Raw genomic sequence first — 17881 nt, 5'->3', positions numbered from 1 at the left:
CTACGATCGACAACCGTGCCCGACGTAGTGACAGCCCCCGCGCCCGGTCCCGAAGCCAGCGCTCAGCCCCCGGCTTCGACCGCCCGTGACGCGGAATTCCGCACCGCGCGGCTGATCGCCGTCGTGACCGGTCTCCTCGGTCTGCTGCTGGCGGTCGCGACCCCGTTCCTGCCGGTCAAGCAGACCGCGGCGACGGTGTCGTGGCCCGAGAACGGGGTGGCCGCCAACGTCGAGGCGCCGCTGATGTCGCAGGTGCCGGTGTCGTTGTCGGCCACCATCCCGTGCCGGGCGGTCGCGGAGCTGCCGGCCGCCGGCGGCATGCTGCTGGCCACCGCGCCGCCGCAGGGCGAGGGCGCCGCGCTCAACGCGATGTTCGTGCGGGTCTCGCAGGAGTCCGTCGACGTCCTCGACCGCAACGTCATCGTCGCGTCGGCGCCGCGCGGCGACGTCGAATCCGGGCAGTGCTCGGAGATCGTCATCCGCTCCGACGTCGAACGGACCACCGCCGAGTTCGTCGGCCTGAAGAACGACGACGGCAAGCCGGTCACGGGTGAGCTGGTGAACGACTACCGGCCGCAGGTGGTCGGGGTGTTCTCCGACCTCGACGGCAAGTCCGTGCCGGGCCTGAACTTCACGATGGACGTCGACTCGCGGTTCTCGTCGAGCCCGACCCTCGTCAAGCTCGTCGCCATGATCGCGGCCGTACTCGCCACGATCGTGTCGCTGGTGGCGCTGCACCGACTCGACGGCGTCGACGGCCGCCGCGCCCGCCGCTTCCTGCCGGCGCGCTGGTGGAAGATCACCGGCGTCGACGCCGTCGTGGTCGGCACCCTCGTCGGTTGGCACTTCTTCGGCGCCAACACCTCCGACGACGGCTACCTGCTCACCATGGCCCGCGCGTCCGAGCACTCGGGGTACATGGCCAACTACTTCCGCTGGTTCGGCGTCCCCGAGGCACCGTTCGGCTGGTACTACGACGTGCTGGCCGCGTTCGCCAAGATCTCCACCGCGAGCCCGTGGATGCGCCTGCCCGCGCTGATCGCCGCGATCGTGTGCTGGATGGTGATCAGCCGCGAGGTGGTGCCGCGGCTGGGCCGCGCGGTGCGCCACAACTCGGTGGCGCTGTGGACCGGCGGACTGGTGTTCCTGGCATTCTGGCTGCCCTACAACAACGGACTGCGCCCCGAACCCATCGTCGCCGTCGGCGCGCTGCTGACCTGGTGCTCCATCGAGCGGGCCATCGCCACCGGACGCCTGCTGCCCGCCGCGATCGCCGCCCTCGTCGGCGCGTTCACGCTCGCCGCCGCGCCGACCGGCCTGATGTGCATCGCCGCGCTCCTCGCCGGACTGCGCCCGATCACCCGGCTGATCGTCCGACGCCGCAAGCAGATCGGCACGCTGTCGCAGCTACTGCCGCTCGCCGCGGCCGGCACCCTCGTGCTGGCGGTCGTGTTCGCCGACCAGACGTTCGCCGCCGTCATGGAAGCCACCCGCGTCCGCACCATCATCGGCCCCAACCTCGAGTGGTACCAGGACTTCCTGCGCTACTACTACCTGTTCGTCCCGACCACCGACGGCTCGCTGGCCCGCCGCTTCGCGTTCCTGACGATGCTGCTGTGCCTGTTCACGGTGCTGTTCGTGTTCCTCAAGCGCAAGCGGATCCCCGGCGTCGCCGCCGGGCCGTCGTGGCGCCTGATGGGCATCGTCTTCGGAACGATCTTCTTCATGATGTTCAACCCCACGAAGTGGACACACCACTTCGGGGCGTACGCGGGTATCGCCGGCTCGCTGGCCGCGCTGACGGCCGTCGTCGTGTCGGCCAGCGCGCTGCGCTCGCGCCGCAACCGGACGATCTTCCTGGCCGGGCTGCTGTTCGTGTTGGCGCTGTCGTTCTCCGGCATCAACGGCTACTGGTACGTGTCGAGCTACGGTGTGCCGTGGTTCGACAAGACCGTCTCGCTCGGCGGCCGCGAATCGAACACCCTGTTCCTGGTGCTGTTCGGGTTGTCGCTCGCCCTGGTCGCGTGGCAGTACCTGCGGGAGGGCTACGCACCGCCGCCCGCGAAGCCCGGCACCGCCAAAGGCCGCCGGATCCGCAAGTTCGCCGCCGCCCCGCTGACCGTCGTCGCCGGACTCATGGTGCTGTTCGAGGTGCTGTCACTGCTCAAGGGCGCGGTGTCGCAGTATCCGGCGTACTCGATCGGCCGCTCCAACATCGACGCGCTCGCCGGCAAGACGTGCGGCCTCGCCGAGGACGTCCTCGTCGAGCAGGACCCCAACGCCGGGGCGCTCACCCCGGTGCCGGACCCGAAGAACCCGCTCGCCGACCCCGCCGACCCGCTCGCGGGCAGCAAGGCCGTCGGCTTCACCCCCAACGGCGTCCCCGGCGACCTGACCGCCGACTACGTCGAGGTCAAGGCCGGCATGGGCAACACCGACAACCAGAGCGTCGGGCCCACGTTCCAGACCGGTTCCGGCTCCGGCACCAGCGGCGGCCAGGGCGACCGCGGGATCAACGGCAGCACCGTCAAACTGCCGTTCGGTCTCGACCCCGCCCGCACCCCCGTGCTCGGCAGCTACCAGGACGGCGTCCAGGAGCAGGCGTCCGTCGTCTCCAGCTGGTACGCGCTGCCCGAACGGAGCGACGACGCGCCGCTCGTCGTGCTCTCCGCGGCCGGCCGCATCTGGTCCGTCGACAACACCGGCAAGCCCACCTACGGGCAGCCGCTCGAACTCGAATACGGCAAGCGTCAGCCCGACGGCACCGTCGCGCTGCAGGGCAGCTACGTGCCCCGCGACGTCGGCCCCGCCCCGTCGTGGCGGAACCTGCGCGTCCCGCTCGCCGACCTGCCCGCCGACACCGACGTGGTCCGGGTCAAGGCGTCCGACCCCAACCTCACCGGCGACCAGTGGCTCGCGTTCACCCCGCCGCGGGTGCCGAAACTGGCGTCGCTCGACAGCGTCGTCGGCCGCGACCAACCCGTCCTGCTGGACTGGGCCGTGGGCCTGCAGTTCCCGTGCCAGCGCCCGTTCGACCACCTCGACGGTGTCGCCGAGATGCCGAACTACCGCATCCTCCCCGACCGACCGCTCGCCGTCAGCTCCACCGACACGTGGCAGTCGCTCGAGAACGGCGGCCCCCTCGGCTGGACCGAGATGCTCGCCGGCGCCACCACCGTCCCGACGTACCTGAAGGACGACTGGGCCCGCGACTGGGGCTCCCTCGAGCGCTACGACCGGTACTACCCCGACGCCCGGCCCGCCGACATCAGCACCGAGCAGATCAACCGCCTCGGCTTCTGGTCCCCCGGCACCATGCGCGTCTACGCGCCGTAGCTGGTTCCCCCTCTTCGGCCGAATGTCACATGCGTCCAGTTGGACTGAACGCATGTGACATTCGGCCACGGAGAGGGCTGTGGATAACCCCCATGTCTGTCCACAGGACCGGCTGAGCAGCCCGGATCGGTCAACGCAGGCACGATCATGACCGAATGAGACGGGGAGCGTGGGCCGACGACGAGGCCGCACTGTACGGACTGAGTACCAACGGGATCGTCCGCACCGCGACGCTGCTGAACGCGGGCGTCACCCGAGGAGCGATCTCCGGACGCTGCCGGGGTGGCGGGCCGTGGCAACGCGTACCGCGGCGACATCCTCGTCCTCATCTCCTCGTCCCACCACCGCAGGGACTTTTCCTTCGTCACGGTCGAACGGACGTGGCGTCTGCCCGGACCGGTCACGAAGGGCAGCCTGCGGGTCGCGCCCATCGCGCGCAGTCTGCTCGACGCCGCCCGCCGCACCTCCGCGCTCGACGCGTGTCGTGCGCTGCTGGTCGGCGCCGTCCAACGCGGCGACGTGGGCGTGGATCAGCTGGTCGACGAAGTCGAGAGCGGCAGTTGTCGGGGCAGCGCTCTTCCGCGTCGGGTCATCCGCGAGCTCACCGATGACGCGCACTCGGTCGCAGAAATCGACGCGCAGAAGCTGTACGCGACGACGCAGCTACCGGCGATGCGCCACAACAAGGACATCGTCGGCGCGGACGGCAGCTGGATCGCTCGGCCCGACGGATGGATCGACGACGTCGCGGTGGCCTGGGAGATCGACTCGCTCGCGCACCATCTCACCGCACAGGCGCACGAAGCCACGCTCTTGCGGCGAGCGCGCATGCAGCGGCACGGAATCATCGTCGTCACGCACCTGCCGAAGCAGATCCGGCACGACCCGCGGACCGTGCTCACCGACCTGCACTCGGCATACGCACAGGGGCTCGAACGCGAGCGGCCGAATGTCACATGCGTTCAGTTGGACTGAACCCATGTGACATTCGGCCACACCGGGAAGGACGGCAGATCAGAACGGCAGCAAGTGATGCTTGCGCGGGTTCTTGAACACCTTCTTGCCGCGCAGCAGCGTCAGTGCCTTGCGGATCTCGAGGCGGGTGGTCGACGGCTCGATGACGGCGTCGATGTAGCCGCGCTCGGCGGCAATGTACGGCGTCGCGATGTGCTCGTTGTAGTAGTTGATGAGCTGCGCGCGCAGGGCGGGCGCGCCCTCACCGGCGGCCTCGAGCTGACGGCGACCGATGATGTTGACGGCACCCTCGGCGCCCATCACGGCGATGCGGGCGGTGGGCCACGCGAAGTTGACGTCGGCGCCCAGCTGCTTGGAGCCCATCACGGCGTAGCCGCCGCCGTACGACTTGCGCACCACGACGGTGACCTTGGGGACGTCGGCCTCGACGTACGAGAACAGGAAGCGGCCGCCGCGCTTGATGACGCCCACCTTCTCCTGATCGACACCGACCAGGAAGCCGGGGGTGTCGACGACGAACACCAGCGGAATGTCGTAGGCGTTGCAGACCCGCACGAAGTGCGCGGCCTTGTCCGACGCGTCGGCGTCCAGCGCGCCCGACAGGTGCATCGGCTGGTTCGCGACGACACCGACCGGATGGCCGTCGACGCGCGCGTACCCGGTGATGACGTTCTGGGCCGACTCGCCGCGGACCTCGAGGAACTCGCCGTCGTCGAAGATCTTGATGAGGATGTCGTGCATGTCGTAGCCGGCGTTGTCGGCGTCGGGCATGAACGTATCGAGCGAGCGGTCGTCGTCGGTGATCTCCGGCTCGAGGCCCGGGTTGATGATCGGGGGCTTCTCGGTGCAGCTCGACGGCATGTAGCTCAGGTACTGGCGCGCGTACTCGAAAGCCGCCTTCTCGTCGGCCGCGACGTGGTGCACGTTGCCGTACCGCGCCTGGTTGCGGGCGCCGCCCAGCTCGTCGAGGCTGACGTCCTCGCCGGTGACGGACTTGATGACGTCCGGGCCGGTGACGAACATGTACGACTCTTCGGTCGCGATCACGACGTCGGTGTTGATCGGGGCGTACACGGCGCCGCCGGCGCACTTGCCGAGGATGATCGAGATCTGCGGGCACATGCCCGACAGCGGCTCCTGGCGACGGCCCATCTCGGCGTACCACGCCAGGGAGGTCACCGCGTCCTGGATGCGCGCGCCCGCGGACTCGTTGATGCCCACCACGGGGCAGCCGATCTTGATCGCGAAGTCCATGACGGCCGCGACCTTGCGGCCGAAGATCTCACCGGCGGCACCGCCGAAGACGGTCTGGTCGTGCGCGAACACCGCGACCGGACGGCCGTCGACGAGGCCGTGGCCCGTGACGACGCCGTCGCCGTACGGGTTGGACGCGTCACCGGGCTGCCGGGCCAGCTGACCCATCTCGACGAACGTGCCCGGGTCGAGGAGCATGTCGATGCGCTCGCGCGGCGTCGGCAGGCCCTTGTCCTTGCGCTTCTGGATCGCTTTGGGGTTACCCGGGGCCTTCGACAGCTCGAGCTTTTCGTGCAGTTCCGCAAGCTTTTCTGCGGTGGTGGTGCTCACTCAGTTGCTCCGCTTCTCGATCTCGGCCAGCTTGTTCGACAGATCCGCGCCGACCTTGGCGATGTAGGGCTCGTCGACGATCTGGATGTGGTCGCCACCGATGTAGACGACCTCCAGGTTCTTGGCGACATCACCCCAGCCGCCGTCGGGCTGACGCGTCCCGAACGAGGGCTCGAGGTTGATCGCGTCCTCGTGGTAGCTGTCCGCCATGTACAGCACGACGTCCCCGTCGTACGGCTGCGGGTCCGCCGTCTGGATGGCCCGGTTGTCGAGCCACGACGTGCGCTGGTGCTCGATGATGCCGCCGGGGATCTTCGCGCCGCTCAGCTTGAGCAGGTCCATGAGGATCCCGATCTGCTCCTCGTCGCTGCCCGCCTCGGCGAGCCGGTCGAACGGCAGGGGTGCGTCCACACCGTACGTCTTCTTCGCGAAGCTCGCGTAGCGCTGCCAGCGCGCCCGGATCTCCTCCGGGGTGTCCTCGACCTTCTCACCGGCCATGACGGTGTCGATGAGACCGACGACACGGACGTCGGCGCCCTGCTCGCGCAGCTGCCGAGCCACCGCGTAGGCGAGCACACCGCCGAGCGACCAGCCGGCCAGCACGTACGGGCCGTCGCCCTGGATCTCCCGCAGCAGCGGCACGTAGGCCGCGGCACGCTCGTCGATGGGCCCCTCGACGCGTTCGAGACCGAACATCGGGGTGTGCGCGGGCAGGCGCTTGAGCAGCGGCTCGTAGGCCACCGTCGAACCACCCGCCGGATGGAACACGAACACCGGGACGGCGTCCGAGCCCTCGGCCCGCGGCCGCAGCGTGCGGACCAGGCCGTCGATCTTCAAACCGTCCTCGAGATGCTGACGCACCGTCTCCGCGAGCTGCTCGATGGTCTCCGCGTCCAGCACGTCGTCGACCGTGATCTCGCCGCCGGACCGCTCGGTGAGCCGTGCTGCCAACTTCTCGGCGTCCTCGTCGCCGAGGATCGGCAGCGTGGCGAAGATGCTCTTGGCCGACTTGCCGGTCACCACCGCCCACGACGCGAACGTCAGACGCTCGGCCGCATCACGCGGCGGCACGTCGATCTCGCCGGACTCGGACGGGGCTTGCTCGGCGGGCTCGACGACCGGTGCCGCGGCCTCGGACACCGTCTCCCCGGCGTCCTTCTCGGCCTGCTGCTGCGCGGCCAGCGCCGCGACCTCCTCGCGGTTGTCGACCGCGTAGCGCAGGTACTTCGCGACGTCGTGCAGGCTCGCGTCCTTCACGGCCGCGAGCTGCAGCTGCGGGATGTCGAACTCGTACTCGACGCGGTTCTTGATCCGGACCGCCATCAGCGAGTCCAGGCCCAGCTCGATCAGCGGGATCTCGCCCGGCAGATCCTCGGGCGCGTAGCCCATGGACTCGGCGACGATGATCGTGAGCCGGTCCTCGAGCGTCTGCGAGCTCTCCGGATCCCAGCGCTCCCCGAAGCTCTCGGCCGGCTCGGCGGCCACCTCGTCGGACACGGTCGGCTGCGCGGCGACCACGGCGGCCGGTTCGGGCAGCGCCTCACCGGACGACACGACCGCGTCGTACACGAGCGCGAACCCGGTCTCGGACTTGGCGTGCACCTGCACCGACGCACCACCGAGATGCGGCACCAGCGTAGTGGTGAGCGTCCCGGCCGAGGGCACGTCGCCGTGCGCGACCGCACCGGTCAGCGCGACGTCCGCGAACAGCTGCGACGCGGCCGCGGTGACGAGCGCACCGAGATCGGTGACGGCGGACGCCTGCACCTCCCATGCGTGCCGGCCGTCGGGCAGCGCGACGTGCGCACCCGGGATGCGGGTGTTGCCCGACGTGGAGACCCGCGCCTCGATCCAGTGCCGCTTGCGCAGGAACGCGGTGCGCGGCAGATCGGCGAAGTCGCCGGCCGGCAGCAGCGACGGCAGGTCGACCGCGTGCCCGTGGACGTACAGGTGCGCGAGCGCGGTGAGCACGCCGAGCGGCTCGTCCTCCTTACGCTTGAGCGTCTGGATCAGCTGGGTGTCGGCCACCCCGGCGGCCCACGCGGTCGCGGCGACCGACATCAGCGTCACCGGGTTGGGCGCGAGCTCGACGAACGTGGTGTGTCCGGCGTCGACCGCGGCCTTGACGGCATTGGTGAAGTACACGCTGTGCCGCAGACCCTTGGTCCAGTACTCCACCGGGTGGATCGGGGCGTGGCCCGCCGGGTAGAAGGCGTCCTGGTCGACGGACGAGTACTGCCCCACCTTCAGCGTGTGCGGCTCGATGCCGGCCAGTTCGGCCGCGAGCTCGCCGAGCAGCGGGTCGACCTGCGAGGTGTGGCTGGCGCCCTTGGTCTGCAGGACGCGGGCCAGCTTCTCCTCGGCCTCGGCGCGCGCGACGATCGCGTTCACCTCGGGCTCGGGGCCACCGATGACGGTGTGGGTGGGCGCCGCGTACACGCACACCTCGAGGTGCGGGAAGTCCGGCAGCACGTTCTCGATCTCGGCGGCGCTGTACTCGACGAGCGCCATGAGGCGGATGTCGTCGCCCTCGAGCAGCCCCTCGGCCTCGCCCATGAGGCGCGAGCGCGAGCAGATGACCCGGACGGCGTCCTCGAGCGACAGCCCGCCCGAGACGTACGCGGCGGCGGCCTCGCCCATCGAGTGTCCGACGAGGGCGGACGGCTCGGCGCCGTGGTGGCGCAGCGTCTTCGCGAGCGCCACCTGGATGGTGAAGATGCCGACCTGCGACGTCTCGACGTCGTAGTCGACCGAGTCGTCGAGGAACTTCTCCTTCATGGAGTAGCCGGCCTCGTCCTCGATCAGCGCGTCGACCTCGTCGACGGCGGCGCGGAACACCGAGTTCTCGATGTACAGCTGCTTGGCCATCTTGCGGTGCTGCGAGCCGTAGCCCGAGAACACCCACACCGGGCCCTTGGTGGCGGGCGCGTCGGCGGTGAGCACACCGGGGGCGGGCTTGCCGGCGGCCACGGCACGCAGCCCGGTGACGGCCTCGGCGCGGTTCTTCGCGATCACCACGGCGCGGGAGCGGCCGTGGTTGCGCTTGGCGAGCGTGCGCGCGACGTCGGTGAGCGGCGTGCGGCTGCCCTCCTCGGTCTCGAGCCAGTTGGCCAGGTCCTCGGCGGCGCGGCGGCGGCGGGACGGCATCGACGCCGACACCGCCAGCAGCACCGCGGTCTCGGCGATCTCGACGGCGTCCGACGCCTCGTCGAGCCCGACCGACTCGGCGGCCTCGGCGAGCATCCGCTCGGCCTCGGCCTCGACCGTGGTGTTCTCGTGGTCGAGGCTGATCTGCTCGGTCTCGGTCTCCACCGCGTCGGCGGGACCGGTGTACTCACGGACCACGACGTGCGCGTTGGTGCCACCGAAACCGAAGCCCGACACGCCCGCGACGGCCCGCCCGGTGTACCGCGGCCACGCCGTCGCCTCGGGCACCACCTGCAGGTGCGCCTTGTCGAACTGGATGTACGGGTTGGGGCCGGCGTAGTTGAGCGACGCCGGGATGACGTCCTCCTGCATCGCCAGCACGACCTTGATCAGGCCCGCGGCGCCGGCGGCGGCCTCGAGGTGCCCGAAGTTGGTCTTGGCCGAGCCCAGCAGGGCCGGCTTGTCGGCGTCGCGGCCGCGGCCGACGACGCGGCCGAGGGCGTCCGCCTCGATGGGGTCGCCGAGGATGGTGCCGGTGCCGTGGGCCTCGACGTAGTCGACACCGGACGGGGCGATGCCCGCGTCGCGGTAGGCGTGCCGGAGGCAGTCGGCCTGCGCGTCCGGGTTGGGCGCGAGCAGACCGTTGGAGCGGCCGTCCTGATTGACGGCGGAACCGGCGATGACCGCCAGGATCGGGTCGCCGTCCCGCTCGGCGTCCTCGAGACGCTTGAGGACGACGACGCCGCCGCCCTCGGCGCGGACGATGCCGTTCGCGTCGGACGAGAACGCCTTGATCTTGCCGTCCTCGGTGAGGACACCGCCCTCGTCGAAGCCCAGGGTCGCGGGCGGGGCCAGCAGCATGTTGACGCCGCCGGCCAGGGCCACCTCGGACTCGCCCGAGCGCAGGCTGCGCACCGCCTGGTGCACCGCGACGAGCGACGACGAGCACGCCGTGTCGAGCGCGATCGACGGCCCGCGGAAGTCGTAGAAATACGACACCCGGTTGGCGACGATCGCCGTCGAGGTGCCGGTCAGCGCATACGGGTGCGCCGACGCCGGATCGCTCACCGCCAGCAGCTGGTAGTCGTTGGCCGACGTGCCCAGGAAGACCCCGACCTCGCGGCCCTTGAGCTGGTTCGCCGGGATGTGCGCGTGCTCGAGCGCCTCCCACGTGAGTTCGAGCGCGAGCCGCTGCTGCGGATCGACGTTCTGGACCTCGAGCGGCGACATCGCGAAGAACTCGGCGTCGAAGCCGTGCACGTCGTCGAGGTAGCCGCCCTTGGTGGCGGCCTTCTCGACGGCCGCCGCGACGTACGGGTCGGCGAGGAACTCGGTCCAGCGGCCCTCGGGCAGGTCGCGCACCGCGTCCTTGCCCTCGATCAGCAGCTTCCACATCTCCTGCGGCGTCTGTCCGCTGCCCGGGAAGCGGGTGGCCATGCCCACGATGGCGATGTCGTGCGACTGACCGAGCGGGGTGCCGCCGCGGTAGTAGGCGTCGTCGTCGCCGTACTCGGGTTCGGGCTCGCCCTCGATGATGCGAGTCGCCAACGAGGCGATGGTCGGATGCTGGTACGCGACCGTGGCCGAGAGCGTGACACCCACGAGATCCTCGATCTCGCCCGACAGCGCGACCGCGTCCCTCGACGACAGGCCGAACTCCTCCATCGGTCGATCGTCGGAGATCGCGGCGACCGGTTGCCCGGTGGCCTCCGCGATCCAGTTGCGCAGCCATTCGCGCAGCTGCGCGACCGTCATCTCGTGTTCAGCCATCAACTCACCAAGCTATCCGTCAGGAAGGGAACTAGTCGGAAACGCTGTCCGGGAATGCGGTCTGGGCGTGACCGCCGCGCAGCGTCCCCTCGACGTAGGCCGCCTTGCATGCTCGGCGGGCCAGCTTGCCGCTGGACGTGCGCGGAATGGACCCGGCGGGCACCAGCAGGACGTCGCGAGCGGTCACACCGTGCCGCGACGAGATGGCGGCGCGGACGGTGTCGGCGATGGGCTGCGGGTCGGCCTTGCCGGCACCCGGTGCGCGTTCGGCGACGATGACCAGCTGCTCCGACGCGTCGTCCCGGTCGAAGACCAGACCGGAGTGCGAGTTCTCGAAGACCTGCGCGGGCAGCTGGTTGGCGGGCACCGCGAACGCCGCGACGAACCCGGGGCGCAGCGCCGAGCTGGCCTCCTGCGCGGAGTACTCGAGGTCCTGCGGGTAGTGGTTGCGGCCGTCGACGATCACGAGGTCCTTGACACGGCCGGTGATGTACAGCTCACCGTCGACGAAGACGCCGTAGTCGCCGGTGCGCAGCCAGTTGGCGTCCTCGGGGGCGCCGACGGCATGCGAGTTCTCGGGCAGCCGCTGAAGCAGCTTGTTGTGGAACGTCTCGGCCGTCTCCTGCTCGCGACCCCAGTAGCCCTGACCGATGTTGTCGCCGTGCAGCCAGATCTCGCCGACGTGGCCGTCGGCCCGCTCGGCGCCGGTCTCCGGATCCACGATGGTGGCCCACTGGCTCCGCGAGATGGCGCCGCACGCCACCTGCGCGACGGCGCCGGGCGCATCCTGGTCCACCTGGACCATGCGGCCGGCGTTGAGCTCGTCACGGTCGACGTAGAGGACCTTCGCCTCGTCGTCGGGATGCGTGGTGGAGACGAACAGCGTGGCCTCGGCCATGCCGTACGACGGCTTGATCGCGGTCTTGGGCAGCCCGTACGGCGCGAACGCGTCGTTGAACTTGCGCATCGACGAGACCGTGACCGGCTCGCTGCCGTTGATCAGGCCGATGACGTTGCTGAGGTCGAGGTGCTCGCCGTCCTTGGGCAGTCCGCGGACCGCGGCGTGCTCGAACGCGAAGTTGGGGGCGGCGGCGTACGTGCCGGCGCCGTCCGAGACGGCGGCCAGCTCCTTGATCCACCGGTACGGCCGCTGCACGAACGCCCGCGGGCTCATGATGGTGATGTACTGGCCGCCGAGCGCGGGCAGGATCACCGTCAGCAGACCCATGTCGTGGTACAGCGGCAGCCAGGTGACGCCGCGCGAGTGCTCGCTGAGGCCGAGCGAGTCGACCATCTGCAGGACGTTGGTGGCGACGCCGCGGTGCGTGATCTCCACGCCCGCCGGGGTCCGGGTGGAGCCCGACGTGTACTGCAGGTACGCGATGTCGTCGAGCTCGATCGCCGGGCGCACCCAGGTGTCGCCGACGCTGTCCGGGATGGCGTCGACGGCGATGATCCGGGGCCGCTTGGCGGCGGGCAGCGAGCGGAAGAACTGGCGCACGCCGGCGGCCGACGACGTGGCGGTCAGGATCGCGGCCGGCTCGCAGTCGCCGAGGACGGCGTGCAGACGGTCGGTGTGGCCGGGCTCGTCCGGGTCGAACAGCGGCACCGCGATGCGGCCGGCGTGGATGGCGGCGAAGAAGGACGTGACGTAGTCCAGGCCCTGCGGAGCCAGGATCGCGACCCGGTCGCCGTATTCGGTGACCTGCTGCAGTCGCGCCGCGACCGCGCGGAGACGCAGACCGAACTGACCCCAGGTCAGCTCGTGGGCCTCCCCGTCACGCTCACGCGAGTAGTCGATGTAGCGGTACACCAGCTCACTTGCGTTGTTGCGTGTGTGGTCGTCGACATAGTCGATCAACGTGTGACCCGGCGTGAGCCGAATCTGGCCCTGTTCGTCGAGGTAGTCGTCGAACATTGCGTTCATTCCTTCTCCTGTCGAAGCGATCACACAACCATCAACGGACATGGCTGAGCCCCAGACTTCCTTCGCCGCGCGGATACATTTGCATTGTCACTACCTCGTCGGATCTGCCTGCTGTGTTCCGCCGTTCGCCACTACCCATTCCTAGTTGTAGCGACTCATGGCCACTTGGACGCAGACGACACACCTACGAGTCAGTCCATCGGCTCGAAACCAGCAACATGTTACAGATGTGCATCGGCTCACTCGCCCCGGAGCAACGGGATCACTGGCGCGAACGCTTCCAGCTGAGTCGGGAATACGCCCACATATGACATCGACGTCTTCTCGCGTACGTTACGGATCTGATCCGCGATCTGCTCGTACGTGCCGATCGCCAGGTAGGGCGAGTTCAGCAACTCCTCGACGGACAGCGAGGTGTCGACCTCGATGTTCGGCGGGAACCCCTGGTCGAGCGCGGCCAGCGCCATTTCGGCGGCCTGCTCGCGATCGTCGGTCACCATGATGGTGGTGATGGTCCAGTTGAGTTCGATGTCGTCGAAGCGCTCACCGGCCGCGTCGCGAATCCGCTCGACGCGCTCGATCGTCTTCTCCATCGTGATGCCCGACAGCAGCAGCCGGCCATCGACGCTGGTGGGGGTCGCGACCGAGATGATGTCGGCGTACCGGGCCGCCAGCGCCAGCATCTTCGGTCCGCCGCCACCGACGGCGATCGGCGGGCGCGGGCCCTGCCGCGGCCGCGGGCTGCCCTTGAGGCCCGCGATCCGGTAGTACTTGCCCTCGAAGTTGCACTCCTGCCCCCGCAACAGCGTGTCCAGAATCTGCAGGGACTCCTCGAGTTTCGCAATTCGGACACCGGGGCGTTCGTACTCGATGCCGCCCTTGTCGAACTCTTCCTTCATCCAACCGGCGCCGATGCCCAGCTCCAGGCGACCGCCCGAGAGCACGTCGATGGTCGCGGCATCCTTCGCCAGGATCGCCGGGTGCCGGAAGCCGTTCGCGAGGACCGCGGTCCCCAGCCGGATCCGCTCCGTCGCGACGGCGAGGGCCCCCAGCGCAGCGATCGGACCGACCTGATTGCCCAGGTGGTCGGGAATCATGAAGCTGTCGTAGCCGAGTTCCTCGGCCTTCTGCGCGAGCTTGACGAACCGACGGGCGCCGCCCTCCTCGGCGTTCCCCTCACCACCGGCCGCGAACCGGAACCTGCGCGGCGCCGGGACGCGCACGTCCGAGCCGTCGGTGGAACTCATCGAAGCCTTCTTCCTCATTTCACGCGTTGTCATCGGTCCGGCACGCAACGTGCGCCAACCCACCAGCATAGGGACCCGCCCCCACGGCCCGTGGTCGGGCCGCGAGGACGGACACTACCGCCCACGGGTCGGTCGAGTACCCGCTTCGAGCAGAGTAGGACCGACCCCGAGGGGTCCGCTATTCGTGCGCGGGAGTGGGGGCCTCGTCGATCTTCTCGCCCGCCCAGTCGGCGATCCACTGCGTCGCGGTGGTGCCGTTGCCGTCGACGACGAACGAGTTGTACTGCGCGTGAACAGGATTGTTGTAGTACTCGCCGAGGCGTACCGCGCTGCCGAGCAGGTTGCCGAACTTGAGAGCTTCGGCCGGAGCGTCACAGATCGCGTCGCTGGGAGCACAGATCTGCACGGCCCGGTCGCCCAGCGCACCGAAACCGCCCGGCCGCGCCCCCGTCATCGTGATCCCGGGCAGCTTGAGACCCGAGAGCGACAGTTCGGCGCCGACGCCCGCGACCGGCGGGCCGATGGTCGGTGCTGCCGCCGGATCCCGGCGGCCGTCGGCGATGAGACCGACGCCCAGCACCTGGTCCGGCGAGACCGGACCGTCGCCGGCACCGATCCGCGCCGCGACGTCGCCGGCGATCACCGCACCCTGCGAGAATCCGGTCAGCAGGTACGTCGTCAGCGGGCACTCCGCGTGGCGGCGCTCGATGACGCCGATCGTCGCTTCGGTGCCGGCGGCGCGGGAGTTGTTGTACGACTCCTGGCCGTCCGGCGGCAGTGCGACCGGGTTCGAGAACTGCGCGACGTACGGCACCGTGTAGACGTCGGCGCGCTGCGGCGAAAACCTCTCCTGGAGGGGTCGTGTGACATTGAGCATGAGGGACGCGGGGTTGGCCGTCGGGTTGTGCGGGTCGTCGGCCGCACTCGACTCCCAAGTGCCGGGCACCGAGATCACCTGCACGTCCGGGCAGTCCGCCGGCTGCGCGTTGGGTGGCGTGGGGGCCGGCGGCGTCGGCGGGGTGGGGCCCGGGACCCGGCCCGCCAGCAGGTACCAGACGGCCAGGATCACCAGCAGGAGGATCAGGACGGCGAGGAACACCAGCCCCGATCGCTTACGCCCCGCCTGCCGCGTTGCCCGGCCTCCGCGACCGCTCGCACTCATCGGCCGCTACTTGTTGCAGTACGTCGACTGCGCGACGCGGATGTAGACCTGGGCGTTCTTGCCGGCCTGCTCGGCGGTCATCTCCTGGCCCGCCGCGCTCGCCTCGCTGCCGACGGCCGCCGTGACGAACGTGGCCACCTCCTCGGGCGAGCTGCCCTGCTCCTGGGCGGCACAGATGTAGTCGGCCGTGGAAACGGCGATGACGCCGTCGGCGGCCGGGGTGATGCCTTCCTTCTTCAACGCATCCAGGTAGGCCTGGCCGCGCGGGGAGATCGGGACCTCGGTGGGACCGGGGAAGTCGCTCGGCACGGCCTGCGGCTGCTCGGCCGGGCCGCTGTCGGACTCGGTAGTGGTCGCGGGCGCCTCCGACGGCTGCTCCGTCCCGCTCTTCGCCGGCGCCTTCGACGGGCTGGGCGCGGCCGACGTGGTGGTCGTCGGGCTGCCGGTGGCCGAGGAGTCGTCGTCGCCACACGCGACGAGCAGACCGCCGGCGACCAGGCTCAGCGCGCCCACGGCCACGGTGCGGGCCAGGGCGGAACGGGTGCGGGAGAAGTGCGACATATCAGTCCTCGAGGTTGCTGTGTCGGGTCGGCCGTGCTCGACACTCCGGGTACCGACCCCTGGAACAGGCTACAGATGACGTGCGGGCGGTGACCGGACCCGTGGATCCGGTCACCGCCCGCACATCGGTCAGCTCATGATCAACCGATCGACGGCTTGCCGCCCTTGATGGTGATCACGCCGTGCTGGAAGTTCTGCTGAACCCCGCCGGCGATGTCGAACTGGTCGGAGATCGGGTAGCCGAGGCGTCCGTTCTCGTAGCCCACCGAGGCCCACGCGTCGAAGATGGGGCCGTTCTTGACGGTCCACGCGCCGGTGCCCTGGCTCCAGTAGATGTTGCCGTTCTGGAAGCGGTTGAAGCGACCGTTGTCCTTGATGACGTTCTCGCTGGTCACGGGGAAGCCGAGCCAACCGTTCTCGTAGCCGGTGGAGGCGTACTTCTCCATGATCAGACCCTGGACCGCGTTGGTGCCGGTCTGCGGGCTCCAGTACATGGCGCCGATCTCGAAGCCCTGGACCAGACCCTCCTTGCCGGGGGTCTTGATCTGGTCGGCGGTCGGGTAACCCAGCGGGCCACGCTCCCAGCCCTGCTTGGACCACTCGTCACGGATCGGTCCGCTCACCGCGTGGGCACCGGTCTGCGGGGTCCAGTAGATCGAACCCTTCTGGAAGTGGTTCAGGCGACCACGGCCGTCGGCGAGGGCGACCTCGTCGGTGGTGGGCAGGCCCAGCACGCCGTCCGGTCCGCCCGCACCCTGGTACGCGCCACCGATCCGGCCCGCGACCGGGTGCGCACCCGTGCCGCCGGAGAAGAAGATCCGACCGAAGCGGTAGTCCTGCGCGACACCGCCGGCGACCGAGTACTCGCCGGTGAGGCAGTCACCGATCCAGTTGTTGCCATTGGCGACCGGCGCGATGGCGCCCTTCGGGCTGCACGCCGGCTTGTCGGCCTCGACATCGAGCGCCTTCGCGAGCTGCGGCCACAGCTGGTGCAGTTCGAACTCCCAGTACGGCCACGAATGCGTGCCCGACGGACGGTAATTCACGGTCGCGGGGATGTTCAGCTTGCGCAGCTTGGTGGTGAACGTCTGCGACGTCAGGCGGGAGAGGATCTCGAGACCCATGCCCGCGTAGTTGGTGCTGATGCCCGGGATGCCCGACGGCTGGTCGTACGGGCCGGTGGTGCCGCTGCCGCTCGACACGTAGAGGCTGACGCCCTTGAGCTTGTCGGCCAGCAGGTACGGATCGTGCGCGGCCCACGCGTCGTTGGTGGGGTTGCCCCACATCGCGTCGGCGTCGTAGCCGCCCGCGTCGGCCATGGCGAAGGCGATCGCCTGCGGCATGCCGAGCGTGGTGGTCGTGAGGATGCCCGACAGCGAACCGGCGAACTTGAAGAAGCCCTGGTTGCGCGCCGCCAGCATCATCGCGGAGGTGCCGCCCATCGAGAGGCCGACGACGCCGCGGGTCTGCGTGCTGCGCCAGTCGTTCTCGAGGATCGACGGAAGTTCCTTGGTGAGGAACGTCTCCCACTTGTAGTTCTGGCCGTTGTTCTGGTCCTGCCAGTCCGCGTAGAAGCTGGACTGTCCGCCGATGGGCAGCACGACGTTGACGTTCTTGTCCGCGTAGAACTGCTCGGCGTCGGACTCGAGGGTCCAGCCGTTCTCGTCGTCCCGCGCCCGCATGCCGTCGAGCATGTAGACGACGGGGAACTTGGCGTCGGGCTTGGCATTCCAGTCCCGGGCCAGCAGCAGCTGGACCTGAATCGGGACACCCATCGACGGGGAGTTGACCCAGACCGCGACACGGCGGTCGGTGAGCCAGTCGACCCGGTCGACGGTGCCGACGGCCGACTGGGTGGTCGACGGAGAGCCGGGCGTGCCGAGCGACTGCGCGGTGGCGGTGCCCCCCGAGGTCAGTCCGGCGGCAATCGGCAGCACCAGCGTGGCCGCGGCGAAGCCGAGCGCGCGTTTGCGCCAACCACTCCCGGCCCTATCGCGGCGCTGCGGCCGCTCGAGACCTACTCGCATCGGGACAACTCTCCTTCGTGATGGCGGACTCCCCGCTCGGCCAGAGCATCGCTTCCTTATTACACGGAACGAGCGTCCGAGTGCGTTTGCCGCGCTGGTTGGATAGTGAATTCGTCGAATCTGTGCGAGCCGAACGGGTCTGCTC

Annotated in this window: 8 protein-coding genes and 1 pseudogene; 2 read left to right on the top strand and 7 right to left on the bottom strand. The window is 69.6% G+C overall.

Annotated elements, in window-relative coordinates; translation table 11 throughout:
• The first annotated feature begins 15 nt into the window (after window positions 1–15).
• Together E7742_RS19545 and E7742_RS19540 are read left to right on the top strand one after the other, a co-directional pair.
• Window positions 16–3336 (top strand): arabinosyltransferase domain-containing protein, encoded by a 3321-nt coding sequence (locus E7742_RS19545; RefSeq protein ID WP_137800457.1) that lies wholly within the window; start codon window positions 16–18, stop codon window positions 3334–3336.
• Between the two features lie 155 nt (window positions 3337–3491).
• Window positions 3492–4311 (top strand): annotated as a pseudogene (locus E7742_RS19540) (hypothetical protein).
• A 39-nt stretch (window positions 4312–4350) separates the two neighbouring features.
• Here the strand turns inward: E7742_RS19540 and E7742_RS19535 are convergent.
• The 7 genes from E7742_RS19535 to E7742_RS19505 form a co-directional block, all read right to left on the bottom strand.
• Window positions 4351–5895, bottom strand: coding sequence for an acyl-CoA carboxylase subunit beta (locus E7742_RS19535; RefSeq protein WP_137800456.1), 1545 nt, complete (start codon window positions 5893–5895; stop codon window positions 4351–4353).
• Entirely contained in the window at window positions 5896–10812 is a 4917-nt protein-coding gene (pks13, locus tag E7742_RS19530) for a polyketide synthase Pks13 (protein ID WP_137800455.1), read from the bottom strand.
• A 31-nt stretch (window positions 10813–10843) separates the two neighbouring features.
• Window positions 10844–12739 (bottom strand): long-chain-fatty-acid--AMP ligase FadD32, encoded by a 1896-nt coding sequence (gene fadD32, locus E7742_RS19525; RefSeq protein WP_137800454.1) that lies wholly within the window; start codon window positions 12737–12739, stop codon window positions 10844–10846.
• A gap of 239 nt (window positions 12740–12978) precedes the next feature.
• Window positions 12979–13986 (bottom strand): LLM class F420-dependent oxidoreductase, encoded by a 1008-nt coding sequence (locus E7742_RS19520; RefSeq protein WP_137800453.1) that lies wholly within the window; start codon window positions 13984–13986, stop codon window positions 12979–12981.
• Between the two features lie 178 nt (window positions 13987–14164).
• Window positions 14165–15148 (bottom strand): cutinase family protein, encoded by a 984-nt coding sequence (locus E7742_RS19515; RefSeq protein ID WP_137800452.1) that lies wholly within the window; start codon window positions 15146–15148, stop codon window positions 14165–14167.
• A gap of 6 nt (window positions 15149–15154) precedes the next feature.
• On the bottom strand, window positions 15155–15709 hold the full coding sequence (locus tag E7742_RS19510) for a DUF732 domain-containing protein (RefSeq protein ID WP_137800451.1): 555 nt from the start codon (window positions 15707–15709) through the stop codon (window positions 15155–15157).
• A gap of 140 nt (window positions 15710–15849) precedes the next feature.
• On the bottom strand, window positions 15850–17736 hold the full coding sequence (locus E7742_RS19505; protein WP_137800450.1) for an alpha/beta hydrolase-fold protein: 1887 nt from the start codon (window positions 17734–17736) through the stop codon (window positions 15850–15852).
• Window positions 17737–17881: the final 145 nt, after the last annotated feature.

It is taken from the genome of Rhodococcus sp. SGAir0479 (assembly GCF_005484805.1).
Classification (GTDB): Bacteria; Actinomycetota; Actinomycetes; order Mycobacteriales; family Mycobacteriaceae; genus Prescottella.
This window is presented reverse-complemented; position numbering and strand designations above follow the sequence as displayed.